This window comes from Streptomyces sp. ISL-98 (assembly GCF_018614055.1).
GTDB classification, from domain to species: Bacteria; Actinomycetota; Actinomycetes; order Streptomycetales; family Streptomycetaceae; genus Streptomyces; species Streptomyces spiramyceticus.
This window is the reverse complement of the sequence record NZ_JAGGPB010000019.1, coordinates 251,913-277,738: the sequence shown is the minus strand read 5'-3', so window position 1 is coordinate 277,738 and position 25,826 is coordinate 251,913. Positions and strand designations below refer to the sequence as shown.

Below are 25,826 nucleotides of genomic sequence, written 5' to 3'. Positions count from 1 at the left end.
GGAGACCTCAGGGGGGCGGCCGCTCGATAGCAAGGTGCTGGAGGATCCGTGGACCTGTCCCTGTCGACTCGCAATGTTTCCGGGCCTGGTGGCGACCGTACGGTCGTCGAGGTCGGTGGCGAGATTGATGTGTATACCGCGCCCAAGCTGCGCGAGCAGTTGGTCGAGTTGGTGAACGACGGCAGCTACCACCTGGTTGTCGACATGGAGGGCGTGGACTTCCTCGACTCCACCGGCCTCGGCGTGCTCGTGGGTGGACTCAAGCGTGTCCGGGCCCATGAGGGCTCGCTGCGTCTGGTCTGCAACCAGGAGCGCATTCTCAAGATCTTCCGGATTACCGGGCTGACCAAGGTGTTCCCCATTCACACCTCGGTCGACGAAGCCGTCGCGGCCACCGACTGACGGCTTCCGGGAGACTGGAAGAAAGATCAGGGGCACCGGGCCATTGGCCCGGGCCTCTGAGAAGCACGCTCGTACGTCCGAGGGGGACGCATGGCCACCGTTGAACTCCGCTTCAGCGCCCAGCCCGAGCACGTCAGGACGGCCCGCCTGGTGGCGGCCGCCGTGGCGCGTCGGGCCGGGGTCGACGAGGCGGTGCTGGACGAAGTCCGACTCGCGGTCGGCGAAGCGTGCTCCCGTGCGGTGGGACTCCACCGCAACCACGGCATATCGGATCCGGTCCGGGTCGTGCTGACCGAGGAAGAGAAGTCGTTCTCCATCGAGGTCGGGGACGGAGTGTCCGGGGCGGACCCCGGGGTTCGCGGTTCCGCGGACTCCGAGGTTCCCGGCGCGGACTCCGACGCCGATGCCGACGGTGAGGACGAGATGGGGCTGGCGGTCATCAGTGGCCTCGTCGACGATGTGGAGGTCATCGCCGGTGAATCCGGCGGTGTCATCCGCATGAGCTGGCCGACGACAGCGGAGACCGAGCTCCCCTGACTCTTCCGTGATCCTTTTTCCGGTCCTTCGGGATCGGATCCCTCCGTGAGGCCCTGCTGAGCAGGGCCTTTCGTATTTCTCTGGATCTTTGCGCTAGATCATTCCGTAATCGTCAATGCGTTTGCCCCATTACCGCTTTTGAGGGGATTGGCGGAACCTGATCATTTGCTGAGTGGCAACCGAAGGCCAATTCCGTTTGTGGCACTCTGTTTTGATCAGGTTCCGCTCCCTACAATCCGTCCACATCTTGAGCTCTGAGCGTCAAGGAGGACGAATGGCGGGGCTTTTCACCTCAGATCGTCTGGACCACCCCTCAACTCTCGCGGCGGAACTCACCGACGGGAACCGGCTCATCGTGATCGCCATCGCCGCAGTGGCACTGGCGGCGCTGGTCGTCGCCCAGCTGCTGGTACGTCAGGTACTGGCGGCCGGCGAAGGCACCGAGAAGATGAAAGAGATCGCTGCGGCGGTGCAGGAAGGCGCAAATGCCTACCTTGCCCGTCAGTTGCGCACGCTCGGCGTTTTTGCCGTCGTGGTGTTCTTCCTGCTCTTGCTGCTGCCGGCGGACAACTGGTCGCAGCGCGCGGGACGTTCGGTGTTTTTCCTGGTGGGCGCGCTTTTCTCGGCGGCGACCGGTTACATCGGCATGCGTCTTGCCGTACGCAGCAATGTGCGCGTGGCAGCCGCCGCGCGTGAAGCGACACCGGCCGAGGGTGAGCCGGAAAAGGATCTTACGACCGTCTCTCATAAAGCGATGAAGATCGCTTTCCGTACGGGTGGCGTGGTCGGCATGTTCACGGTGGGCCTCGGCCTGCTCGGTGCCTCCTGCGTGGTCCTCGTCTACGCGGCCGACGCGCCCAAGGTCCTGGAGGGATTCGGACTCGGCGCAGCGCTCATCGCGATGTTCATGCGAGTCGGCGGCGGCATTTTCACCAAGGCCGCCGACGTCGGAGCCGACCTCGTCGGCAAGGTCGAACAGGGCATCCCCGAGGACGATCCGCGCAATGCGGCGACCATCGCCGACAACGTGGGAGACAACGTCGGCGACTGCGCGGGCATGGCCGCCGACCTGTTCGAGTCGTACGCCGTCACGCTCGTGGCCGCGCTCATCCTCGGCAAGGTCGCGTTCGGGGACGCCGGACTGGCCTTTCCGCTGATCGTCCCGGCGATCGGCGTGGTCACCGCGATGATCGGCATCTTCGCGGTCGCCCCGCGGCGCGCCGACCGCAGCGGAATGACGGCCATCAACCGCGGTTTCTTCATCTCCGCGGCGGTCTCGCTGGTCCTGGTGGCGGTGGCGGTCTTCACCTATCTGCCGTCCTCGTACGCCGACCTGGACGGCGTAACCGACGCCGTCGTCAAGGGGCACGAAGGCGACCCGAGGGTGCTGGCGCTCGTCGCCGTCGCCATCGGCATCGTCCTCGCCGCTCTGATCCAGCAGCTGACCGGATACTTCACCGAGACGACCCGACGCCCCGTCAGGGACATCGGCAAGTCCTCGCTGACCGGACCGGCCACTGTCGTACTCGCCGGTATCGCGATCGGCCTGGAATCCGCCGTCTACACCGCGCTGCTGATCGGCCTCGGCGTGTACGGCGCCTTCCTGCTCGGCGGTACGTCGGTCATGCTCGCCCTCTTCGCGGTCGCCTTGGCCGGCACCGGTCTGCTCACGACCGTCGGCGTCATCGTCGCCATGGACACCTTCGGACCTGTCTCCGACAACGCCCAGGGCATCGCCGAAATGTCCGGCGACGTCGAGGGCGCGGGCGCGCAGGTCCTCACCGACCTGGACGCCGTCGGAAACACCACCAAGGCCATCACCAAGGGCATCGCCATCGCCACCGCGGTCCTCGCGGCGGCGGCGCTCTTCGGCTCGTACAAGGACGCCATCGCGACGGCGCGCGACGAGGTCGGGGCCAAAATCGGCGAGCTGGGCCTGCAGATGGACATCTCGCAGCCCAACAACCTCGTCGGCCTCATGCTGGGCGCCGCGGTCGTCTTCCTCTTCTCGGGGCTTGCGATCAACGCGGTGTCCAGGTCGGCGGGCGCGGTGGTCTTCGAGGTGCGGCGGCAGTTCCGCGAGCACCCCGGGATCATGGACTACACCGAGAAGCCGGAGTACGGCCGCGTGGTGGACATCTGCACCAAGGACGCACTGCGCGAGCTGTCCACACCCGGTCTGCTCGCCGTGCTAACACCGATCGCGGTCGGCTTCTCGCTCGGCGTCGGCGCGCTCGGCTCGTTCCTCGCGGGCGCCATCGGCACCGGCACGCTGATGGCCGTCTTCCTCGCCAACTCCGGGGGCGCGTGGGACAACGCCAAGAAACTCGTCGAGGACGGCCATCACGGCGGCAAGGGCAGCGAGGCCCATGCCGCGACCGTCATCGGCGACACGGTCGGCGACCCGTTCAAGGACACCGCGGGTCCCGCCATCAACCCGCTGCTGAAGGTGATGAACCTGGTGGCGCTGCTCATCGCTCCCGCGGTGGTGCAGTTCAGTTACGGCGCCGACGCCAATGCCGGTGTGCGGGCGGTGGTGGCGACCCTCGCCATCGTCGTCATCGTCGGCGCGGTGTACGTGTCCAAGCGGCGCGGGATCGCCGTGGGTGACGAAGACAACTCCGCGGGCGGATCGGGGCGGGTGCCCAGGCCCGCGGAACCACCGGTGGCGACCAAGATCGTCTCGTAGTACTCGTAACACCTGCTCAGAAGGCGGGCGGGCGGCGCGGCCTGACGCGGCGTCCGCCCGCTGCCCGCTGTTCCGGGGCAGTTTCGTGAGCTGTCTCTCGCTTGGTGCAAATGGCTTCAATACCCCATGGACCGGACGTACGACACGCGGTTGTCGCCCACTTGGCGTGTATGTTCCGGGGCCGAGAGCCTTGGAAGGGACCAATCCGGTGAACAAGAAGTTTGCGGCCGCACTGTCCGGCGGTGCGGTACTGGCAATGGCAATGACTTTGTCCGGTTGTGGCGACGACGAAGACGACAAGGTCGACGACTGGGCGAAGACGGTCTGCGACCAGGTGCAGCCCCAGTTGAAGAAGATTTCCGACGCCAATGCCTCGATCCAGAAGCAGACCGCCGACAACAGCAAGCCCGTCGACGTCCAGAGGACGGACTCCGCGGCCTTCCAGCAGATCTCGGACGCCTACAAGGCGATGGGCAGCGCCGTGGACAAGGCGGGCGCCCCGCCCGTCGAGGGCGGTGAGACGACGCAGAAGGACGCGGTCAAGGAGCTCAACGCCTCCTCTGCGGCGTACGCCGATCTGAGGCGGCAGGTCGACGCCCTCAACACCAAGGACCAGGCGAAGTTCGCGGACGGCCTGAAGGGCATCGCGGACGAGCTGGACAAGATCAGCAAGAGCGGCGACGAGGCGCTCCAGAAGCTCCAGTCCGGCGAGGTCGGCGAGGCGATGGCGAAGCAGCCCGGGTGCCAGAAGCCGTCGCCGGGCGCTTCCAAGACGGAGGCACCCAAGGCGTAACCACGGGGCGTACAGCGCACGTACGGGATGCGTACGGGGCATGTACGGCGTGCGTACGGACCTTCCGCGCGGCTCGGTGTCCCAAAGTGGGGGCCTGAGCCGCGCGGCTTTTGTCAGTGGGAGCGGCGACAATGGCCGGGTGAGTACGACCAGCCTTCCCGCGCCCGAAAGCTCCGCCCGCCTCCGCGACGCGTTCCTCGCCGCCGACTTCACCGCCGACGGGCTGCTCGAGCTGCTCGGCGCGCCCGCGTACGCCGCGCTCGCCCGGAGCGAGACCGTGCCCGCTCTCCGGGCCACGCGCGGCGACAGCCCGCTCGAGACGCTCGTCCGGCTCTTCCTGCTCCAGCAGACCGTGGCGCCCGCCCGCGCCGCGGCCGCACTGCCCCTGGAACAGTGCCTGGCGGACGGCTGGCTGGTGCGTGAGGAGGCGGGCGGCGCCGACGGCGTACGGGCCACCGTGGACGTACGCCCCTACGGCGGGGACGCGGGCCAGGACTGGTTCATCGTCTCGGACCTGGGCCGCGCGGTCGGCGGCGCCGACGGCGCGGGAACCCGCGACGAGGGCGTGGTCCTCGGAGTCGGCGGCGCCTCCACGACGCTCGCCGGAATCACCGTCCGTACGCCCGTCTCCAGCGCCCTCGACCTCGGCACAGGCTCCGGAATCCAGGCACTGCACGCCGCGCAGCACGCCACCCGCGTCACCGCCACCGACCTCAACCCGCGCGCCCTGCACTTCACCCGGCTGACGCTCGGGCTCTCCGGGGCGCCCGAAGCCGAGCTGCATGAGGGCTCGCTCTACGAACCGGTGAGCGACGAGACGTTCGACCTGATCGTGTCCAACCCGCCCTTCGTCATCTCTCCGGGGGCCCGCCTGACGTACCGCGACGGCGGGATGGGCGGGGACGATCTGTGCCGCACGCTCGTTCAAGGAGCGGGGGAGCGGCTGAACGAAGGGGGGTATGCGCAATTCCTCGTCAACTGGCAGCACGTCGAAGGCGAGGAGTGGCAGGAGCGCGTGACCTCCTGGGTGCCGCGCGGGTGTGACGCGTGGATCGTGCAGCGCGAGATACAGGACATCACGCAGTACGCCGAACTGTGGCTGCGCGACAGCGGCGACCACCGCACCGGTCCCGAGGAGTACGCCGCGCTCTACGACGCCTGGCTCGACGAGTTCGAGGCCCGCAAGACGAAGGCCGTCGGCTTCGGCTGGATCACGCTGCGCAAGTCCGGCGCCGACATCCCCTCGATCACCGTCGAGGAGTGGCCGCACCCGGTCGAGCAGCCGCTCGGCCCTGTCGTCCAAGCCCACTTCGAGCGCCAGGACTATCTGCGGACGCACGACGACGCGGCGCTGCTCGCAGGTCGTTTCAAGCTCGCCGACGAGGTCGTGCAGGAGCAGATCGGGCTGCCCGGCGCGGAAGACCCGGAGTACGTCGTGCTGCGCCAGAACCGCGGCATGCGGCGCGCGACGAAGGTCGACACGGTCGGCGCGGGCTTCGCCGGGGTGTCCGACGGATCGCTCAGCGCGGGCCGCATTCTCGACGCCATCGCCCAACTTCTGGGCGAGGACCCGGTGCTGTTGCGCGACCGTACGCCCGAGGCGATCCGGATGCTGGTCGAACAGGGCTTCCTGGAGCCGCTGGGCCAGGACGGGCCGTAGGGAGCGGCGGCTCGATCTATACCACCCACGCGTCGTTCACCTGCAGTTTGTGCCCAGGTCACCGGGCGGTGTTCCCGGGCTGCCAGCCTCACCGTCCGGGGAACCATAGGCGCCGGACGGTGAGGGGTACGGGGATGGAAAGCGGGCCAGCGATCTTCGCGGCGACGGCGTTCACGCTGTTCGGCGCCGGGCTGCTGTGGTGGACGGGGGCACGTGCATTGCACCGGGCGCCCGTCGCGTACGGAGTGAGCCCCGTGATCTCGTTCGCGCTGGCGACTCTGTTCGGCTCGGCCTTCGTCGTTCTCGGGGTGTGGTGTTTCGGCCGGATCTGATCGGAAGAGATCCACACGGGATCCACACGGGTCTCCGAGGGGGGCGCCGCAGAGGTGGTCGGCCGGTCCGGGCGGCAGGAATGCCGGGAGTCGGGTTACCGTTCGAGTGGCCGTTGCGGGCTTTTGCCGTTTGACACGGGGACGGGTTGTACCGTCACACTCCGCAGCGTCACGTAGAGACCACTGAGTGTCGACCGGAGAGAAGAGCCAAGTTGTCCCCGACCAGCGAGACCGCACACGGCGGCCGCCGACTCGTCATCGTCGAGTCGCCTGCCAAGGCGAAGACGATCAAGGGCTACCTGGGCCCTGGTTATGTCGTCGAGGCGAGCGTCGGGCACATCCGCGACCTCCCGAACGGCGCCGCCGAGGTGCCCGACAAGTACACGGGTGAGGTGCGCCGCCTCGGCGTCGACGTAGAGAACGACTTCCAGCCCATCTATGTCGTCAATTCCGACAAGAAGGCGCAGGTCAGGAAGCTCAAGGAGCTCCTCGCGGAGTCCGACGAACTCTTCCTCGCCACCGATGAGGACCGCGAGGGCGAAGCCATCGCGTGGCACCTCCTGGAAGTCCTGAAGCCTAAGGTTCCGGTCCACCGGATGGTCTTCCACGAGATCACCAAGGACGCGATCCGCGAGGCCGTGTCCAATCCGCGCGACCTCAACAAGCCCATGGTCGACGCACAGGAGACGCGCCGCATCCTCGACCGCCTTTACGGCTACGAGGTCTCGCCGGTCCTGTGGAAGAAGGTCATGCCCCGGCTGTCCGCCGGCCGTGTCCAGTCGGTCGCCACACGTCTTGTCGTCGTTCGGGAACGCGAGCGCATCGCCTTTCGTTCTGCTGAGTACTGGGACCTGACCGGGACGTTCTCCACGGGACGCACCGGTGACGCCTCCGACCCGTCCTCTCTGGTCGCCCGCCTGACGACGGTCGACGGCAGGCGCATCGCCCAGGGCCGCGATTTCAACTCCGTGGGGCAACTGAAGAGCGACGTCCTGCACCTCGACGAGGACAACGCGCGGTCGCTGGCCGCCGCCCTCGCCGACTCGCCGTTCGCTGTCCGCTCGGTCGAGTCGAAGCCCTACCGCCGCTCGCCGTACGCCCCGTTCCGTACGACGACGCTGCAGCAGGAGGCCTCGCGCAAGCTGGGCTTCGGTGCCAAGGCGACGATGCAGGTCGCCCAGAAGCTGTACGAGAACGGCTTCATCACCTACATGCGTACGGACTCCACGACGCTCTCCGACACCGCGGTGTCGGCGGCCCGTGCCCAGGTCACGCAGCTGTACGGCGCCGACTACCTGCCGGACAAGCCGCGTACGTACGCCGGAAAGGTCAAGAACGCGCAGGAGGCGCACGAGGCGATTCGCCCGTCGGGTGATCGTTTCCGCACGCCTGCCGAGACCGGCCTCACCGGCGACCAGTTCCGTCTCTACGAGCTGATCTGGAAGCGCACCGTCGCCTCCCAGATGAAGGACGCCGTCGGAAACAGCGTGACGGTGAAGATCGGCGGCCGGGCGAGCGACGGCCGCGACGCCGAGTTCTCCGCCTCCGGCAAGACGATCACCTTCCACGGCTTCATGAAGGCGTACGTCGAAGGCGCCGACGACCCGAACGCAGAGCTCGACGACCGCGAGCGCAGGCTCCCGCAGGTCGCGCAGGGTGACGCGCTCTCCGCCCAGGAGATCTCGGTCGACGGGCACGCGACCAAGCCGCCGGCCCGCTACACCGAGGCCTCGCTGGTCAAGGAGCTCGAAGAGCGCGAGATCGGCCGCCCGTCGACGTACGCCTCGATCATCGGCACGATCCTCGACCGCGGCTATGTCTTCAAGAAGGGCACGGCCCTCGTCCCGTCCTTCCTGTCGTTCGCCGTGGTCAACCTGCTGGAGAAGCACTTCGGCCGGCTCGTCGACTACGACTTCACCGCGAGGATGGAGGACGACCTCGACCGCATCGCGCGGGGCGAGGCGCAGGCCGTGCCGTGGCTGCGGCGCTTCTACTTCGGCGAGGGCGAGGGCGAGGCCGCAGGCGGTGCGGCGGACGCCGGCAACGGCGACGGCGACCACCTCGGCGGCCTCAAGGAGCTCGTCACCGACCTCGGTGCGATCGACGCCCGCGAGATTTCGTCGTTCCCGGTCGGCGAGGGCATCGTGCTGCGTGTCGGCCGGTACGGCCCGTACGTGGAGCGTGGCGAGAAGGACGCGGACGGCCACCAGCGCGCCGATGTGCCCGACGACCTGGCGCCCGACGAGCTGACCGTCGAGTATGCCGAGGAGCTGCTGGCCAAGCCGAGCGGCGACTTCGAGCTGGGCGCGGACCCGGAGACGGGCCGCCAGATCGTGGCGAAGGACGGCAGGTACGGGCCGTACGTCACGGAGATCCTCCCCGAGGGCACCCCGAAGACCGGCAAGAACGCGGTCAAGCCGCGCACCGCCTCGCTCTTCAAGTCGATGTCCCTGGACACGGTGACGCTGGCGGACGCGCTCAAGCTGATGTCGCTGCCGCGCGTGGTCGGCACCGACGCCGAGGGCGTCGAGATCACCGCGCAGAACGGCCGGTATGGCCCGTACCTCAAGAAGGGCACGGACTCGCGCTCCCTGGAGACCGAGGACCAGCTCTTCTCGATCACGCTCGACGAGGCGCTGGCGATCTACGCCCAGCCCAAGCAGCGGGGTCGCGCGGCCGCCAAGCCGCCGCTCAAGGAGCTGGGTACGGACCCGGTGAGCGAGCGTCCCGTCGTCGTGAAGGACGGGCGCTTCGGCCCGTACGTCACGGACGGCGAGACCAACGCGACACTGCGGACCGACGACAGCGTCGAGGACATCACGCCTGAGCGGGGCTACGAGCTCCTCGCCGAGAAGCGGGCCAAGGGCCCGGCGAAGAAGACGGCAAAGAAGGCGGCGAAGAAGGCTCCGGCCAAGAAGACCGCAGCGAAGAAGACGGCCGCCAAGAAGACGACGGCTGCGAAGAAGACCGCGGCGAAGACGACGACGGCGACGGCGGCGAAGAAGACCACCGCCAAGAAGGCTCCGGCGAAGAAGGCGACGGCTGCCTCTGCCTCCAAGGCGGCGTCCTCAGACGACGAGTAGTCGCGTAGAAGCACCGCATTGGGGAAGCCCCTGACGCCGTTACGGCGCCGGGGGCTTTCCCGTACGTGCGCCGGAGCAGACGTATGTTCGGGCGCGGCCTCCGGGGAGTGGCGGGGTCCGGATAGGCTGGGCGGATGACGCGAGCCGAGCAGCCAACGGTCGTGAGCCCCACCTCCGACGCACTAGCCGCAGACTCACGCGAGCGAGCCGTACGGGCCCTGCTGCGCCTTCCTCCGCTCCGGCGGTTGTGGAGCGCACAGCTCGTCGGCAATATCGGCGATGCCCTCGCCCTTCTCGTGCTGCTGTTGCTGTCGCTTCAGGTGGCGATCTCGGAAGGGTCGTTCGGCGGTGGTTATCGCGGTGCGGCCCTCGTGGTCGCCGCCGTGTTCGGGGCTCGGATCCTTGCCACCTTCCTCTTCGGAGCCCTGCTTCTGGGCCCCGTTTCCACGCTGACCGCACCATCCGGGCCGCTCGACCGCCGCTGGACGATGATCGGCGCGGACGGGCTGCGGCTCGCCCTCCTTGTCGTCGCACCGCTGTGGATCGACCTGGCCCCGGACCAGGCGCAGGCGGTTCTCCTGATCACCGTCTTCGTCGCCGGCGTCGCCGAGCGCTTCTGGACGGTCGCCAAGGAGAGCGCCGCACCCGCGCTGCTGCCCGCCCCGCCCCCGGAGGGCGCGACGGTGCGTCCGCTGCCGGACCATCTCGACGCGCTGCGCCGCCTCTCCCTGCGTACGAGCTTCGTCGCGCTGCCGGCGGCTGCTGCCGTGCTGCTGGTGGCCACGCTGGTCGGCAATCTGCTCGGCTCGGGAATCGACTGGTTCTCGCAGCACCAGGCGGCCCTCGGCTCGTATGTCGCCGCAGGCCTCTTCTCCGCGTCCGTATCCACGCTCTTCTTCCTGGAACTGCCCGACGCGCAGACGCCCCGCGCGCGCTCCCCCCTGGAGGGCCTGCGCCGCCCCAAGACCGGCACGGGCGTCGACAAGGGGCGTACGGGCGCGATCCGGCTCCTCGTCGTGGCCTGCGCCGCAGTCGCCGGAGCCATCGCCTCCGCTGCGGCTGTCGCCGTACTGCACGCGAAGGATCTGGGTGGCGGCCCTGCCGCCTTCGCCCTGCTCTTCCTCGCCCTGACGGGCGGCACGGTGATCGGCATCCGCCGCGCCGGGAAGGTGCTGCCGACCCTGTCGCGCCGACGGCTGCTCTCGCTCGCGATCGCCGTCACCGGCGTGGCGCTGCTGGCCATGGGCCTGGTGCCCGACACGGCGACCGTCCTCATGATCACGTTGCTCGCGGGCTTCGCCGCGGGAGTAGCGGCCAATACCGGCCACACACTGCTCGACCAGGAGACCGAGGACTTCCGGCGGGCGCGCACGACCGAGCACCTCCAGGCCGTCGTACGCGTCTACGTGGCCCTCGGCGCGGTCGTGGCCCCACTGCTCGCCGCCGCCATCGGCCCGCACCGCCTGGCCAACGGCAGCTTCGTCTTCGCGCACGGCGGGGCGGCGTTCACGCTGATGCTCGTCGGCGCGCTGCTGCTGCCCGTCGCCGCGCTCGTCCTGGCCAAGGCGGACGACCGGCAGGGCGTATCGCTGCGCCGCGACCTGCGCGAGGCGCTGCGGGGCAGCGACACCGAGCAGGCGACCTCCGCCACCGGTTTCTTCATCGCCATGGAGGGCGGCGACGGCGCCGGCAAGTCGACCCAGGTCGAGGCCATCGCCGAGTGGATCCGTGCCAAGGGCCACGAGGTCGTCGTCACCCGGGAGCCCGGCGCGACGCCCATCGGCAAGCGGCTGCGATCGATCCTGCTGGACGTGTCGAGTGCGGGTCTTTCGAACCGTGCGGAGGCGCTGCTGTACGCCGCCGACCGTGCCGAGCACGTCGATTCCGTCGTACGCCCTGCGCTGGAGCGCGGTGCCATCGTCATCACCGACCGGTACGTCGACTCGTCCGTGGCCTACCAGGGCGCCGGCCGCGACCTGTCGCCGACCGAGATCGCCCGCATCTCGCGCTGGGCGACGGACGGACTCGTACCGCATCTGACCGTGCTGCTCGACGTCTCGCCGGAGACTGCCCGCGAACGCTTCACCGAGGCGCCGGACCGGCTGGAGTCGGAGCCCCCGGAGTTCCACGCGCGGGTCCGCCACGGCTTCCTGACGCTGGCCGCCGCCGATCCGGGGCGCTACCTGGTGGTGGACGCCGGCCAGGACCCGGAATCGGTCACCACGGTCGTACGCCACCGTCTGGACCAGATGCTGCCGCTCTCCGACGCCGAGGTGAAGGCGCAGGAGGACGCGCGGAAGGCCGCCGAGGAAGAGGCGCGTCGGCGCGCGGAGGAGGAAGCCGCGCGCAAGGCGGAGGAAGAGCGGCTGGAGCGCGAGCGGCAGGAACAGCTCGCCAAGCTCCGTGCCGAGGAGGAGGAGCGCAAGCGCCGCGAGATCGAAGAGGCGCGGCAGCGCGAGGCCGAACGGCAGGCGGAGGAGGCCCGGCAGCGCGCCGAGGAGGCGCGCAGGCTCGCGGAGGAGGAGCGGGTACGCCGCGAGGCCGAGGCGAAGGCGCGGGCCGCCGAGCAGGAACGGCTGCGCAAGCAGGCGGAGGAAGAGGCGAGGCTGCGGGCCGAGGCCGAGGAGCGCCGCCGTGAGAAGCAGCGCAAGGCGGAGGAGGCGCTGCTGCGGGCGGAAGAGGCGCGACGGGTGGCGGAGGCGGCGGCTGCGGCTTCTGCGGCCGCGTCTACGGCGTCCGACGCGTCTGGGACGTCTGCGGCGTCTTCGGAGGCGCCGGTTGCTCCGGCCCCGTCCGCTTCGGACAACGAGTTGACGGTGCCGACGCCGGTGGTTCGTCGCGACGACGACGTGACGCAGGCGATGGCGACGCCGCGTATTGATATGCGGAAGCAGGATGTGGCGCCTGAGGCTGGGGCGTCGCCTGCTTTCTCGCCGGCTGACGAGACTGCTGTCCTCCCGCCTGTACGGGACGTGGGTCCCGCCGATGAGACGACCGTCCTCCCGCCCGTACGGGAGGTGCGTCCCGCCGATGAGACGACCGTCCTCCCGCCCGTACGAGAGGCGCGTCCCGCCGACCCGTCGGACCGGGTGCCGCCGGGCTACTTCCGGGACGAGCAGGGCGGGTGGGACGGTGCGGAGGACGGCAACGACCGTACGCGCGAACTGCCCCGGTTCGAGCCGGAAGCGCAGCCTCCGGCCCCGGGTGCCCGTGCGCGGCGCCGGTCGGACTGGGCGGAGGAGACGCCGCTCGACGACTTGCCGTCGCTGGCGGACGAGCTCCTCGGCGGGCGCGAGGCGGACGAGGACGACGGCGGCGGCAGGGGCGGCGGCCGGGGCCGGTAGTCGGGCCGGTGCGGGGTGGGAGAACCAGCTCCGCGCGGCCCGCTGTCAGTGGTGTGTCCCACAATGGGGGACAGCCAGCAATTCGACGCAAACAGCACGGGCAAAGGCGGTAGCACCATGGCCGTATGGGACGACCTGGTCGGGCAGGAGCGCGTGCAGGCGCAGCTCGCTGCTGCCGCTCGTGACGCCGACGCGCTCGTGACCGCCGTTGCCGACCAATCGGGGGCCACCCTCGCCCCCGCCGCGTCGAAGATGACGCACGCCTGGCTCTTCACCGGCCCGCCGGGTTCCGGGCGGTCCACCGCCGCCCGGGCCTTTGCCGCCGCCCTTCAGTGCACCAGCCCGGACCGGGCGCTCGGCGGGGCACCCGGGTGCGGGTTCTGTGACGGGTGTCATACGAGCCTCGTCGGTACGCACGCCGACGTGGAGGTCGTCCGTACCGACGTGCTCTCCATCGGCGTGAAGGAGACCCGCGACCTCGTCAGACGCGCCCAGCTCTCCCCGGCGACCGGGCGCTGGCAGGTCATCGTCCTTGAGGACGCCGACCGTCTCACCGAGGGCGCCGGAAACGTGCTGCTCAAGGCCATCGAGGAGCCCGCGCCCCGCACGGTCTGGCTCCTGTGCGCGCCCTCCCTGGAGGACGTGCTGCCCACTATCCGGTCCCGCTGCCGCCACCTCACGCTCAGCACGCCGTCCGTCGATGCCGTCGCCGACGTCCTGATCCGGCGCGACGGCATCGACCCCGAGGCCGCCACGATCGCCGCCCGCGCCACGCAGGGCCACATCGGGCGTGCGCGCCGACTCGCCACCGACGAGCGCGCCCGGGCCCGTCGTGCAGTCGTCCTGAAGCTTCCGCTCCGGGTCGCCGACATCGGCGGCTGCCTGAAGGCGGCGCAGGAGCTGGTCGACGCGGCAGGCGAGGATGCCAAGCAGGTGGCCGAGGATGTCGACGTCAAGGAGACCGAGGACCTGAAGGCGGCGCTCGGCGCGGCGTCCGGCGGACGGATGCCGCGCGGCACGGCGGGCGCGATGAAGGAGCTGGCCGACCGGCAGAAGCGCCGTTCGACCCGTACGCAGCGGGACAGCCTCGACCTCGCGCTGACCGATCTGACCGGCTTCTACCGCGACGTGCTGGCGCTCCAGCTCGGCTCGCGGGTCGCCCTCGCCAATGAGGACGTACGGGACTCCCTCGATCGCATCGCGCAGGGCTCGACCCCCGAGCGCACTCTGCGCCGCATAGAGGCGATCATCGCGTGCCGCCAGGCGCTGGACCGCAATGTCGCGCCGCTGCTCGCGGTGGAGGCGATGACGGTGGCGCTGCGCGCCGGCTGACCGCGCTGCACTGGTGACCGGGGTTGACCGCGCTGCACTGGTGACGGGGTTGACCGCGCTGAGCTGCTGACCGGCCGGACTGCTGACCGGCTCACTCGTACGAGCAGGTGTACGCACGATCCGTCATCGCCGCACTACGCTCCGAGGATGGACACCAGGCACCTGATCCGGCTCTCCGCCATCGCCCTCGCGACTGCGGGTCTGCTCATCTCCGGTTGTTCGTCGGGGGGTTCGTCGCCCAGTGCCTCGGCACCCGCACCGCCCGAATCGGTCCCGGCCGCCCTCAAGTCGTACTACGAGCAAAAGCTGAACTGGCGTGAGTGCGGCGTCCCCGGTTTCCAGTGCGCCACGGTGAAGGCTCCGCTCGACTACGAGGAGCCGGAGAAGGCCGACATCGAGCTGGCCGTCTCCCGCAAGAAGGCCACCGGCCCCGGCAAGCGCCTCGGCTCCCTCCTGGTGAACCCGGGCGGCCCCGGCGGCTCGGGGATCGGCTACCTCCAGTCGTACGCGGCCATCGGCTACCCCGCGCCGGTCCGCGCCCGGTACGACATGGTGGCCGTCGACCCGCGCGGCGTGGCCCGCAGCGAGCCCGTCGCATGCCTGACGGGCAAGGAGATGGACACGTACACGCAGGTCGACCAGACCCCCGACGACCGGCCCGAGACGGACAAGCTGGTCGCAGCCTTCAAGAGCTTCGTGGCCGGCTGCGAGAAGCGCTCGGCCGAGATCCTGCCGCACGTCTCCACCGTGGAATCGGCGCGCGACATGGATGTCGTGCGCGCCGTACTGGGCGACGAGAAGCTGAGTTACGTCGGCGCCTCGTACGGCACCTTCCTCGGCGCGACGTACGCCGAACTCTTCCCCGGCCGCACCGGCCGTCTCGTACTCGACGGCGCGATGGACCCGGCTCTCCCCGCGCGTGAGATGAACCGCGACCAGACGGCCGGCTTCGAAACCGCCTTCCAGTCCTTCGCCACGGACTGCGTCGAGCGCAAGGACTGCCCGCTGGGCACCGATACGACCGACGAAGCGGGCGAGCGCCTGAAGGTGTTCTTCGACGAACTCGACGCCAAGCCCGTCCCGACCGGCCAGAGCCGCCCCCTCGGCGAATCCCTCGCGGCCACGGGCGTGATTGCCGCGATGTACGACCAGTCGGCCTGGACCGAGCTGCGCGACAGCCTCACCCGTGCCATGGGCGGCGACGGCGCGAGCCTGCTCGCCCTGGCCGACACCTACTACGAGCGCTCCGAAGACGGCTCGTACACGAACCTGATGTCCGCCAACGCCGCCGTGAACTGCCTGGACGTCCCCCCGGCCTTCACCGGCCCCGACGCCGCAAGCGCCGCGGTCCCCTCCTTCGAAGAGGCATCCCCGGTCTTCGGCGAGGGCCTCGCCTGGGCCTCCCTGAACTGCAGCTACTGGCCCACGAAGCCCACCGGCACCCCACACCGCATCGAGGCGAAGGGCGCGGCCCCGATCGTCGTGGTCGGCACCACGCGCGACCCGGCGACCCCGTACAAGTGGGCCCAGTCCCTGGCCGACCAGCTGGCCTCGGGCACGCTCCTGACGTACGACGGCGACGGCCACACGGCGTACGGCCGGGGCAGCGACTGCATCGACACGGCGATCAACAACTACCTGCTGGAGGGCACGGCCCCCGAAGACGGCAAGAAGTGCCCCTGACCTGCGGAAAGGCGGGTAGCGCGGGCATGTTCGGAGCACCCTCGGAAACTGTGTAGACTTGGGCGCGCTGCTGATCGCACCATGGTTCGGCAGCGGCGCCGCCTTAGCTCAGTTGGCCAGAGCAACGCACTCGTAATGCGTAGGTCTCGGGTTCGAATCCCGAAGGCGGCTCGGATTAACCCCAGGACTCACTCGCCGTGACCTGGGGTTTTTTCTTGCCCTTTGCCTTATGTCGCAGTGACGGCCCAGCCCGAGAACCCTCGCTGAGGCCGCCGGTGGCCGACCGGTGGCCAAACGTGCAAGGGGCGTGCAGCGGCGGTGGCCAAGAGCGCCACTGGGTACGTGCAGGCGGCCGCGCGGTCGTTGTTCCATCCCTACAAGTCGTCGCCGAGTAACGGGTGTAACCGTCTCGGGTTGATCTTCAGGCGGATAGATCTTGTCCATGCTCCCTTCGGGGAGGTAGCGGCGGGGGAAGGCGATCCATTCGTCGTGCATCTCGACGAGGACGGCGGTCAGAGGATCCCCCTACCGAGACAGGTGGCAGGAAACGAGCAGAGCCAGGTAGCTTACGGATATCGAAGGAATAGATGCGGAGGGTCACGTGGGTCAGGTGCGCGGCGAGACGCAGGCGCGTATCAAGGACCTGGCTGCCAGCTCAGCGAACTTCGGGTTCTTGGAGCCAATCGAACCGTTGCTTGTCCTGTTCGGGGCCGGGGCCGAGGCAAACCTGTACGCCGACCCTCGTGCAGCCCTCAGCAGGGCCACTCAGTTCGGCGAGGTTCTCGCCACAGAGCTCACACGCCTGGCTGGGGTGAGCCTCCCCGGCGGAGAGCAGGCGGCCCGCCTCCACCTCCTCACTCGAGCTGGTGTGCTCGACCCCCGGATCCGTGGCCTGTTCGAGAACCTGCGACGTCTCGATGGCACATCAGCCACCGAGCACGACGACATCGAGCATGCCGCCTTCCAGGCCGTTCACACATGCTTCCAGCTCGGAGTTTGGTTCTTCCGCGTTCGCACAGGTGACAGGGAACAGATCCCGTTCATCCCTCCGCAGCCGCCGTCCGCCGTCGGGCCGACGGTTCTTGCAGCGGTGGAGCGGTCCCGGCGGGCCCTGGAACAAGCTCGGCTGTCGTTTGCAGATCGTGAGCGAGACCGTGCAGCCGCTGAGGAGACAGCACGTCGGACCGCTGCCATCGAATTGCGGCGGGCGACTGAGATACAGCCGAAGCTGGTCTCGCAGGCCAGCGCGCTCGACGCGGACCTAGAGCTCCTCCAGTCAGGATTTGAGGCGCGGAAGCCGCTTAAGCGAACCACCGCGACGCAGCGCGAAAAACTCGTCTCCCGTGCGCGACTGGCCGCACAAGAGCCGCTGAGCGAGGTCAAGGTCCGCGAGCGGATCGACGAGATGCTCAACGATGCCGGCTGGGTGGTTCAGGACGCCAAGGGACAGCAAGACCTGTTTGCTTCACGAGGTGTTGCGGTCCGGGAGGTCACCACAGCTGCCGGACGTGCTGACTACTTGCTGTACGTCGATCGCAAGCTCGTCGGAGTTGTCGAGGCGAAGCAGGAGGGGGCCGACCTCACAGCCGCTCAGGGGCAGGCTGACCGCTATGCAGAGGGTCTGACCAACACCCAGACCATGCGAGCTTGGCGCACTCCCCTGCCGTACCGCTACGTGAGTGACGGTAACCGGGTTTTGTTTCGCAATACTCAAGACCCCGACTCCCGCACGCGTAGCATCTTTGGCTTCCCGCGGCCAGAAACGGTGGCTCGCTGGATGCGTGAAGCGGAAGCCAATCGGGAAGCCCCCACATATCGTGCGCGCTTGCGATCGGGGCTACCTGCGCTTGACCCTGCTGAAGTGGCATCCGGACGACTGCGCCCCGCGCAGTTTGACGCAGTCAATGGGCTGGAAGCGGCACTGCGCCGAAACAGTCCTCGTTCGCTGATTCAAATGGCCACTGGCGCTGGCAAGACCTACGCCGCCGTCACAGCCTGTTATCGGCTACTCAAATATGCCAAAGCTGAGCGGATCCTTTTCCTCGTCGATCGCAATAACCTGGGAAATCAAGCTCTATCAGAGTTTTCGAACTACACCACCCCAGATGACGGGCGAAAGTTTACCGAGCTGTATAACGTTGACCAGCTTACCGGTACGGGAATGCTCGCGTCGTCAAAGGTCGTCGTGTCAACGATCCAGCGGCTTTCCAGGATTCTGTCCGGACAGGAAAACGTCGACGCACGCGACTATACCGAACCTTCCGCTTTTGAGTCAGAGGAAAAGGGGGAGGATGGAGACCGGCCGATTGGCGTGTCCTACAACCGGCGACTCCCTCCAGAGTCCTTTGACTTGATCATCATCGACGAGTGCCATCGATCAATCTACGGCAAGTGGCGCTCCGTTCTCGAATACTTCGACGCACACCTTCTTGGGCTCACCGCCACTCCCGTCGCGCAGACGTTCGCCTTTTTCGGCGGCGAGGAGGGTCTCGTCAGCGAATACACCTACGAGCAAGCCGTAGCCGACGGAGTTGCCGTCGACTACCTCACCTACCGGATTAGGACAGAGATTGCAGAGCAAGGCTCAGTAATCCCTGTTGATACGTTCGTGCCGATCAAGAATCGACGCACGCGGCGTACGCGCTACGAAGAGCTAGACGACGATTTCACGTATACAGGACAGCAAATCGGATCCAAGGTGATCAGCACGGATCAGCTCCGTGTCGCGCTCTCGGCGTTCCGTGACAACCTATCCGTCATCTTCCCGGACCGAGTGTCCAGGCCTAATAGCAGCCCCATGGTGCCGAAGACCCTCATCTTCGCCAAGGATGACAATCATGCTGACGAAGTCGTGGAAATGACCCGGACTATCTTCGGTAGGGGTGATGACTTCAGCAAGAAGATCACCGGAAAGGCGAAGGCCCCGGACAGGCTTCTGTCGGAATTCAGGAATACACCCGAGCTGCGCATCGCTGTCACCGTCGACATGATCGCGACAGGCACTGACGTCCGAGCTATCGAGTGCGTCTTCTTCTTGCGAGACATCCGGTCCTGGTCCTACTTTGAGCAGATGCGCGGCCGGGGATCGCGCGTAATCGACTCCAATGAACTCCGGGCCGTGACACCGGACGTAGAAGAGAAGACACGTTTCATCGTCGTCGACGCCATCGGAGTCACCGAGTCCCACAAGCGCGAGACTCGATCTATCACCGACGAGCGCGACGTCAAGCGCCTTGCGCTGCGCAAACTCCTGGAGAAAACTGCTGGAGACGGGGTCACGGAGGACGAAGCTGAAGAACTTGCACTTCGACTCACTCGGCTTTCCCGAAAACTGACACAGGACGAGCAGGAAGAAATTGCGCGCCTGGCCGAGGGTAAGAGCCTGGACAGCATCGCCGGCCAGATCATGCGAACTGTCGATGTAGACCGAGTAGTCGCCATGCGAGGTGAAGCTGAAGCCGCGGGTGAGGACCCAGACCATGCCGTGTACTGGGCAGTGCAAGACGCCGTTGCACCACTCGCGTCAAATCGGGAACTGCGATCACTTCTGATCAACATCCGTACCGAACAGCGGATCGTCTACGACGAAGTCAGCCAGGACACTTTGATCTCTGCGGCACATGTGGAGAACGCGCCGGCAGTGGTCAACGACTGGCAGCAGTACATCCGGGATCACCGAGACGAGATCGCGGCACTCCAGATCGCTCTCACAGGGGACACCGGTCGGGACATCACGCCTCGCGAGGCGTACCGGCAGTTGAAGGATCTGGCTTCGCGAATCGCCCGGCCCCCGCACCAGTGGACCATCGCCCGTCTGTGGCGCGCCTACGAGCAACTAGGCAAGGCGACAGCTGCACCTGGGGCGATGCATGGCCCTCCCGACTTGGTCTCGATCATCCGTTACGAACTGGGACTGGATGGGGAGCTCCGCCCATACCGCTCTGTGGTGGAGGATCGGTTCGCGAACTTCATCGCGCGCCAGTCTCAGGCCGGTGTCACGTTCACACCTGATGAGCTGTGGTGGCTGGAGCGCATCGTCGACACGATGGCGGTCAGCGTGCGGTTCGATGCTGAGGATCTCGAGCGAGTACCCTTCACCGAGCGCGGTGGGATTGATGGATTCCTGCGCACCTTCGGTGATGATCGCGCCGTGGACCTTCTTGAACGACTGGATCGGGAACTGACCGCATGACCGATGTCCCGCCGGGATGGGTACTCACCACTCTCGGGGAGGTTGCGCAGCCCAGCTCTGAGCGGCAGGTGCCAGCTGTCGGTGACGAGCGCCCCTATCTGGGCATGGAGGGCGTCCAGTCGGGCACCGGGCGTGTGACGGGCTTGTCGGAGTCCGGCAGCATCACCAGTGCCTCTCCCGTGGTCGGCCCAGGCTATACGCTCTATGGCCGACTCCGGCCGTACCTCAACAAAGTGACCGAGGCCACGTACAGTGGGCTGTGCTCAGGGGAATTCATCACCTTGCCTCCGCAGCCTTGGCTCGCGCCACGGTTTCTGATGTACCGCCTGCTGGCACCGGATTTCGTTAGTTTCGCTATCAGCCTCAATGCCGGAGATCGCCCACGCGTGAAGTGGCAGCAGATCGCGGAGTACCCGATCCTGCTCCCTCCGCTGGACGAGCAGCTGCGAATCGTGAGCACGCTTGAGGAGCATCTTTCACTGCTGGACTCTGGTGCGGAATCAATTCGGAAGAGCCAGCGCATCCTGGAGCGCCTTGAGCGTCTGAACGTGGAACGCGCTCTACGAGATCTGCCTCTCTCCACGTCTATTCCCGACACTGTCGATGTGGCGACGAGTGACGCCCTCTTCTCCGTAGAGTCCGCGCATAAGATCGAGGGATACGAGCTTCCCTCAGGCTGGTCCTTTGCCGCTCTGGATCAGCTCGTAACTGCTGGGCGGAAGCCCGCCTACGGGGTCCTTGTTCCAGGTCCAGACACCGTTGATGGGGTGCCGTTCGTTCGTGTCGGAGATCTTGTAGACGGCCGCGTCAATCACGACGGTTTGAAGCGTATCCAGACGGATGTGGCTCAACGTTACCCGCGCACCACCCTTTCAGGTGGGGAGCTGCTCCTCTCGCTGGTGGGGACAATCGGTCGCGCAGCTCTCGCGACCGAACGCCTCGCGGGAGCCAACGTGGCCAGGGCCATTGGGGTGTTCCCTCTCGATGCAGATCGTGTTGATCCGCGATGGGTGCTGACTGTCCTGCAGAGCGGCACCTTCCGCCAGCACCTCGAGCAAGCTTCTAACGAGGTGGCGCGCAAGACCCTCAATCTCGCCGATGCACGTCGCTGTCCCATCCCGCTTCCTCCGATGCAGAGGCAAGTGGAACTGGTGGAGGAAATCATCCAGTGGCGACAGGACGCACTCCGCCTCAGTGAGGCAGCCAAGACGGCTCAGAAGCGTGCTGATCATCTTCGTCTCGTCGTGCTGTCGGCAGCGTTCAAGGGACAGCTCACCGAGCAGGATCCCAGCGATGCTCCGGCCGAGGAATTGTTGCACCGCGCACGACGCGATCTCGGGACGAAGCGCCCCCGACAGAGGAACCGATCGAGCTTGAGCACGCACTATGCAGTACAGGAGAGTTTGCTGTGACCGCGTCTAAGGCGGCAACGCCTCAATCATCGTCGGCTCCGCTGGTGCCGGCGTCCAGCGACGCCCGGACACTGGTCAACAAGCTGTGGTCGTACTGCAATGTGTTGCGCGACGACGGCGTCTCCGCCCTGGACTATATCGAGCAACTCACTTTCCTCGTGTTCCTGAAAATGGCACACGAACAGATGCACCGGCGAATCATGCCCATTGACATCCTCGGCTTTGATGCTTGGCAGCAACTGCTAGATCTTGAAGGTGTGGAGCTGGAAGTCCGGTACACGGAGATTCTCGCCGAACTAGCAGGACGTCCAGGAGTCCTCGGGCGGATCTTCAAGAAGTCCCAGAACCGGATCCAGGACCCAGCGAAGCTCAAGCGACTCATCCGAGAGCTCATCGGTAAGGAGGTCTGGGCTGGGACCAACACTGACGTCAAGGGCGACGCCTACGAGGAGCTGCTCGCCAAGGGGGCCGAGGACGTCAAGTCAGGAGCGGGCCAGTACTTCACGCCGCGCGCCCTGATCGAAACGATGGTCGACTGCACCCAGCCGGCCATCCATGACACGGTGATGGATCCGGCGTGCGGCACAGGCGGGTTCCTCCTCAAGGCATTTGAGTACATCCAGCACCACCTTCCAGCAGACGCCTCGCAGGAAGAGAAGGACCGCCTCACCTCGGGCGCGATCCTGGGCAATGAGCTCGTTGACGCGACAGCTCGACTTGCTGCAATGAACATGGTGCTACACGGCATCGCACCGTCGAGTGCCAAGACATCACCCATCACGGTGGGCGACGCCCTGGCTGAACCGCCCAAACAGCACGCCTCGCTGGTTCTCGCGAATCCCCCCTTCGGCAAGAAGTCCTCCATCACCATCATCAGCGAAGAAGAGGACGATTTCGAGCGCAAGGAACTTACTTACTCTCGCCGTGACTTCTGGGCAACAACAACAAATAAGCAGCTGAACTTTGTTCAGCACATCTACACCCTGCTCGAAACATACGGCCGAGCAGCGGTTGTCGTCCCGGACAACGTCCTGTTCGAGGGCGGAGTCGGGGAGACCGTTCGTCGGCGCCTGCTGCAGCAATGCGATGTTCATACCCTGCTGCGCCTCCCGACAGGAATCTTCTACGCCGGCGGGGTCAAGGCTAACGTCCTGTTCTTTGAGAAGCCTCCTCCGCGCCAGGACGGAAAGCCCCTCACGAAAACACTCTGGGTGTACGACTTCCGGACCAACCAACGCTTCACCCTTAAGCAGAACCCCCTTCACCGTCACGCTCTGAACGACTTCGTCAAGGCGTACCGGCCTGGCGAGCCGCGAGACCAGCGGAGGGCAACCCCCTCCTTTAAGCCCTACCCGGTTGAAGAACTACTGAGTCGCGACAAGGTCAGCCTCGACCTCGGTGCAGATCTCAAGGACAACAGCCTCGAAGTCACGGATCTGAACGTGGAGCCACATGCTCTCGCTCGCCAGATCGTCGACGAGCTCGAAGCTGCACTCTCTGAGTTCGCTTCGGTGGCCGAGGCACTCCGCCCTAGGGGACCCGTCACAGAACCCGGCGTGAGTAACGAGTGATCCGCTACGCTCCTTGTTCGATCACGTGCTGTGGTGAAGGGGTGACAGGTCGGCGGCCGAGGGGGTTGTGTGGAGCTACTGGAGCTTGACCTGCCGGACTATCGGGGACTCCGCGACTTTGAGCTGAACCTGACCGACGGACTGCATGAGCCCCAGCATCCCGTGACCGTACTCATCGGACGCAACGGCGCGGGTAAGTCCCGAGTCCTCCACTCCCTCGTGGAGATCTTTGGCAATCTCTGGCTCGGCAAGCACACAGACTTCGCCTTCCGCCTCCGCTACGAGCTCCGCGGGAGCGTTGTAACGGTCTCCCAGCCGGCGGGAGGGCGCGCCGCATCCGTGACGGCTTCCGATGGATCTCGTGAGCTTCGGGTTCGCAAGGCCGATTGGCCCCGCTACCTTCCCGACCATCTTTTTGGATACCAGGCGATCTACGCCTCCCGCTGGGACTCAATGTTCCAGCAGCACGTCGCGAGCGATGCTGAGACTCTGCGCGCAGAGGACAACCCGGCGGGGTTTCAGCTGCGTCCGCTCGTCCAGTCGCGTGTCGACCAACTTCCCTTGATCCTCCTGGCCTTGGTGCCTCAGTGGGCGGAGAAGTTCGGGCCCTTTGCCGCAGAGACGGCGGGGGTACAGAGAATCGCCAGTGCGGAACTCGTGATCCAGCGCCCAGGATGGGCGACGCAACGGCACCTGCGAGACAGGCAGTGGCCTCCGTATTGGGGCCTGTCGGGCGCGACGGCTGAGCTCTTTGAGCGCATCGCCTCGATAGGCAGGTTCGGTCCCGTTCCTGATGGAGCCGTCCCTGGACGCTACACAAGCTTCCGGATCTCCATCGCTGGCCAAGATGTCGATGCGTTCTGCAGTCTCTTCGAATCAGACTTGAGCATGTTTGCTGCGCTCGAGCGCCTTCAGTCCCTGGGGATGCTGACTGCGGATGTCCAGCTATCCACCCGGGGCGGGGCCGTCTTGTCCCCTGCCGATCTCAGCGCCGGAGAGCAGCAGCTACTGACAGTGCTTGGGCTTCTCCGGCTGCAGCGCGGGGGTGAGTCTCTGTTCCTTCTCGACGAGCCAGCAGCCCACTTCCATCCCGGCTGGAGTCAGCGTTGGTATGAGTCCGTCCGAGAGATGCTCGATGACGGGCAGCGGTCGCACTTCATCGCCGCCACCCACGACCCCACGCTTGTGGTCAATGTGCCCCGAGAGCAGATCAGGATTGTGCGAAGCGCCTCCGTCGGCCGGACTGCTGCGCACACGCCGGAGACCGATCCACGAGGCCACGGCATCGGCGGCCTGCTGACGAGCGAACTCTATGGACTTGAAACACAGTTGAACCAGCAGACCCAGCAGTTGATCGACAGGCAGTACGAGTTGCTGCCGCTAGCCGAGCAAGACGTGGACGCCCGGGCAGAGTTGGAGCGAATTACATCTGCATTGGAGGGATTTGGTTTCGCCACAGCTCGTCGTGACCACACAGTCGCCCTCTTCCTGGCCGAATTGGCCCGCCGACGTCGCGACCTAATCGAGGTCGCCGGCAGCGATACGCCTCCGGATCCGCACGAAGTTGCTGAGATGGTTCGTCTGCTCTTTAACGAACGCTTCTCACGCGGACTGTGAGGGCGCATGCGACACGTTGACATGAGCTCCTTGGTGGTACCCGCCGCGTGGACTAGAAAGATCGCGGACACAGCCGACTCTGTTCGCAAGGCGGTCTCCTCAGGCAAGAAGCCCAACTTTCCATCTCACTGGACTGACCCACGGCTCAGGCAAGCCCTAGTCGAGCTCATGGGCCCCAAATGTTGGTACTGCGAGACTCCGATCCACGGGAACAACCCTGACGTGGACCACTATCGGCCAAAGTCCGCCATCATTGGTGTCGACGGCCCCGGCTACTGGTGGCTCGCCTACGTTCCGTCGAACTACCGCCTGGCGTGCGGCTTCTGCAACAGCGGCGGTGCGCAGATCAACGGACAGAGTGGTCGGCGTACCAAGAGCAACCACTTCCCCCTGCTGGACGAATCAACTCGGGCCACAGGAGAGCTCTCCGACTACGCCAAGGAGCAGCGAGTCCTCCTTGACCCAGCAGATGGCCGAGATGCGCGCCTGATCGGCTTCGACATGGAGGGCTATGCTCGCCGACGTTCAGGAGTGCCTCGATCCGCGGCTGAAGTTAGCCGGTTTCTGTGCCGTGCGGACGAGACGATACGCATCCTTGATCTGAATCGAGAACTCCTCGTTGAGGACAGGAAAACCACGATGGATAACATCAGCGGCCTCGCTCCTCTCCTTACGATTGCCACAGCTGCGCCAACGGCGCGGGAAATGATCGAACGTAAGATTGGGATCCGATCCGACTGGAGCACCGCGGCATTGGAAGCGCTTCGTATGCACCCTCAAGCCGCGGATGAACTCATACGTCATGTCTCGTACCCGAGCCAGCCAGGGCCAATTGCCCCTGCTCCAGGGCGTGAAGTAGATCTAACCGACCTGGGTTTTCTGATCTCCGCCAGAGTCCTCAAGCCCGGATTCACGCTCACCGCAGAACATGACGGTGACCTCCGCGAGGCTGAGGTCCTCGTTGATGGACGAATCAGCTGTAACGCGCGTGTCTGGTCCACGCCAACGTCGGCCGCTCGTGCAGTCACCGGGCGAGAGGACATCGACGGGTGGACTTTCTGGACGATCAACGTCAACGGCGCCACGACCTCGCTCGCAGAGCTGAGAGATCCGTACCGTGGCCAGCCCCTGCCAGGTGATCACCACCCAGCCCACGGCGCGTAGGTGCCGGGAAGGAAC

General features: G+C 66.6%; 15 protein-coding genes and 1 tRNA gene. All 16 read left to right on the top strand.

What is annotated here, in order from left to right; genetic code table 11:
- The first annotated feature begins 48 nt into the window (after positions 1-48).
- The 16 genes from bldG (at position 49) to J7I98_RS42575 (ending at position 25,811) form a co-directional block, all read left to right on the top strand.
- A complete protein-coding gene (gene bldG, locus J7I98_RS14285) occupies positions 49-402 on the top strand; it encodes an anti-sigma factor antagonist BldG (RefSeq protein ID WP_093799810.1) in 354 nt (117 codons plus the stop codon).
- Positions 403-492: 90 nt separating this feature from the next.
- Positions 493-939 carry an ATP-binding protein gene (locus J7I98_RS14280; protein ID WP_214921030.1) on the top strand — a complete coding sequence of 149 codons (447 nt, stop codon included), beginning with the start codon at positions 493-495 and terminating at the stop codon, positions 937-939.
- A gap of 274 nt (positions 940-1,213) precedes the next feature.
- A complete protein-coding gene (locus J7I98_RS14275; RefSeq protein ID WP_214921029.1) occupies positions 1,214-3,628 on the top strand; it encodes a sodium-translocating pyrophosphatase in 2,415 nt (804 codons plus the stop codon).
- 208 nt (positions 3,629-3,836) lie between these two features.
- Positions 3,837-4,421, top strand: coding sequence for a small secreted protein (locus J7I98_RS14270; RefSeq protein ID WP_214921028.1), 585 nt, complete (start codon positions 3,837-3,839; stop codon positions 4,419-4,421).
- A gap of 139 nt (positions 4,422-4,560) precedes the next feature.
- Positions 4,561-6,081 (top strand): class I SAM-dependent methyltransferase, encoded by a 1,521-nt coding sequence (locus J7I98_RS14265; RefSeq protein ID WP_308377757.1) that lies wholly within the window; start codon positions 4,561-4,563, stop codon positions 6,079-6,081.
- A 134-nt stretch (positions 6,082-6,215) separates the two neighbouring features.
- Positions 6,216-6,413, top strand: coding sequence for a hypothetical protein (locus J7I98_RS14260; RefSeq protein WP_214921026.1), 198 nt, complete (start codon positions 6,216-6,218; stop codon positions 6,411-6,413).
- 212 nt (positions 6,414-6,625) lie between these two features.
- Positions 6,626-9,496 carry a type I DNA topoisomerase gene (gene topA / locus J7I98_RS14255; RefSeq protein WP_214921025.1) on the top strand — a complete coding sequence of 957 codons (2,871 nt, stop codon included), beginning with the start codon at positions 6,626-6,628 and terminating at the stop codon, positions 9,494-9,496.
- A 134-nt stretch (positions 9,497-9,630) separates the two neighbouring features.
- Positions 9,631-12,840, top strand: coding sequence for a dTMP kinase (gene tmk, locus J7I98_RS14250; RefSeq protein WP_214921024.1), 3,210 nt, complete (start codon positions 9,631-9,633; stop codon positions 12,838-12,840).
- Positions 12,841-12,957: 117 nt separating this feature from the next.
- The gene (locus J7I98_RS14245; RefSeq protein ID WP_214921023.1) at positions 12,958-14,172 is read left to right on the top strand and encodes a DNA polymerase III subunit delta'; all 1,215 of its coding nucleotides are present in this window, start codon (positions 12,958-12,960) and stop codon (positions 14,170-14,172) included.
- 147 nt (positions 14,173-14,319) lie between these two features.
- Positions 14,320-15,855 carry an alpha/beta hydrolase gene (locus J7I98_RS14240; protein ID WP_214921022.1) on the top strand — a complete coding sequence of 512 codons (1,536 nt, stop codon included), beginning with the start codon at positions 14,320-14,322 and terminating at the stop codon, positions 15,853-15,855.
- Positions 15,856-15,952: 97 nt separating this feature from the next.
- Positions 15,953-16,026 (top strand) — tRNA-Thr (locus J7I98_RS14235).
- A 430-nt stretch (positions 16,027-16,456) separates the two neighbouring features.
- Positions 16,457-20,047, top strand: a complete 3,591-nt coding sequence (locus tag J7I98_RS14230; protein ID WP_308377755.1) for a DEAD/DEAH box helicase family protein — start codon at positions 16,457-16,459, stop codon at positions 20,045-20,047.
- Entirely contained in the window at positions 20,044-21,459 is a 1,416-nt protein-coding gene (locus J7I98_RS14225; protein ID WP_214921021.1) for a restriction endonuclease subunit S, read from the top strand. Before J7I98_RS14230 ends, J7I98_RS14225 begins: the two co-directional genes overlap by 4 nt.
- Positions 21,456-23,030, top strand: a complete 1,575-nt coding sequence (locus tag J7I98_RS14220) for a class I SAM-dependent DNA methyltransferase (protein WP_308377754.1) — start codon at positions 21,456-21,458, stop codon at positions 23,028-23,030. The genes J7I98_RS14225 and J7I98_RS14220 overlap by 4 nt, the downstream gene beginning before the upstream one ends.
- Before the next feature lie 69 nt (positions 23,031-23,099).
- On the top strand, positions 23,100-24,647 hold the full coding sequence (locus J7I98_RS14215; RefSeq protein ID WP_214921020.1) for an AAA family ATPase: 1,548 nt from the start codon (positions 23,100-23,102) through the stop codon (positions 24,645-24,647).
- 222 nt (positions 24,648-24,869) lie between these two features.
- Positions 24,870-25,811 carry an HNH endonuclease gene (locus J7I98_RS42575; protein ID WP_214921019.1) on the top strand — a complete coding sequence of 314 codons (942 nt, stop codon included), beginning with the start codon at positions 24,870-24,872 and terminating at the stop codon, positions 25,809-25,811.
- The last annotated feature ends 15 nt before the right edge of the window (positions 25,812-25,826 follow it).

Excerpts from the sequence above, each read along its gene's own strand:
- J7I98_RS14280 (WP_214921030.1), top strand. The coding sequence starts at position 493 with ATGGCCACCGTTGAACTCCGCTTCAGCGCCCAGCCCGAGCACGTCAGG.
- J7I98_RS14275 (WP_214921029.1), top strand. The coding sequence starts at position 1,214 with ATGGCGGGGCTTTTCACCTCAGATCGTCTGGACCACCCCTCAACTCTC.
- J7I98_RS14260 (WP_214921026.1), top strand. The coding sequence starts at position 6,216 with ATGGAAAGCGGGCCAGCGATCTTCGCGGCGACGGCGTTCACGCTGTTC.
- tmk (WP_214921024.1), top strand. The coding sequence starts at position 9,631 with ATGACGCGAGCCGAGCAGCCAACGGTCGTGAGCCCCACCTCCGACGCA.
- J7I98_RS14245 (WP_214921023.1), top strand. The coding sequence starts at position 12,958 with ATGGCCGTATGGGACGACCTGGTCGGGCAGGAGCGCGTGCAGGCGCAG.
- J7I98_RS14240 (WP_214921022.1), top strand. The coding sequence starts at position 14,320 with ATGGACACCAGGCACCTGATCCGGCTCTCCGCCATCGCCCTCGCGACT.
- J7I98_RS14225 (WP_214921021.1), top strand. The coding sequence starts at position 20,044 with ATGACCGATGTCCCGCCGGGATGGGTACTCACCACTCTCGGGGAGGTT.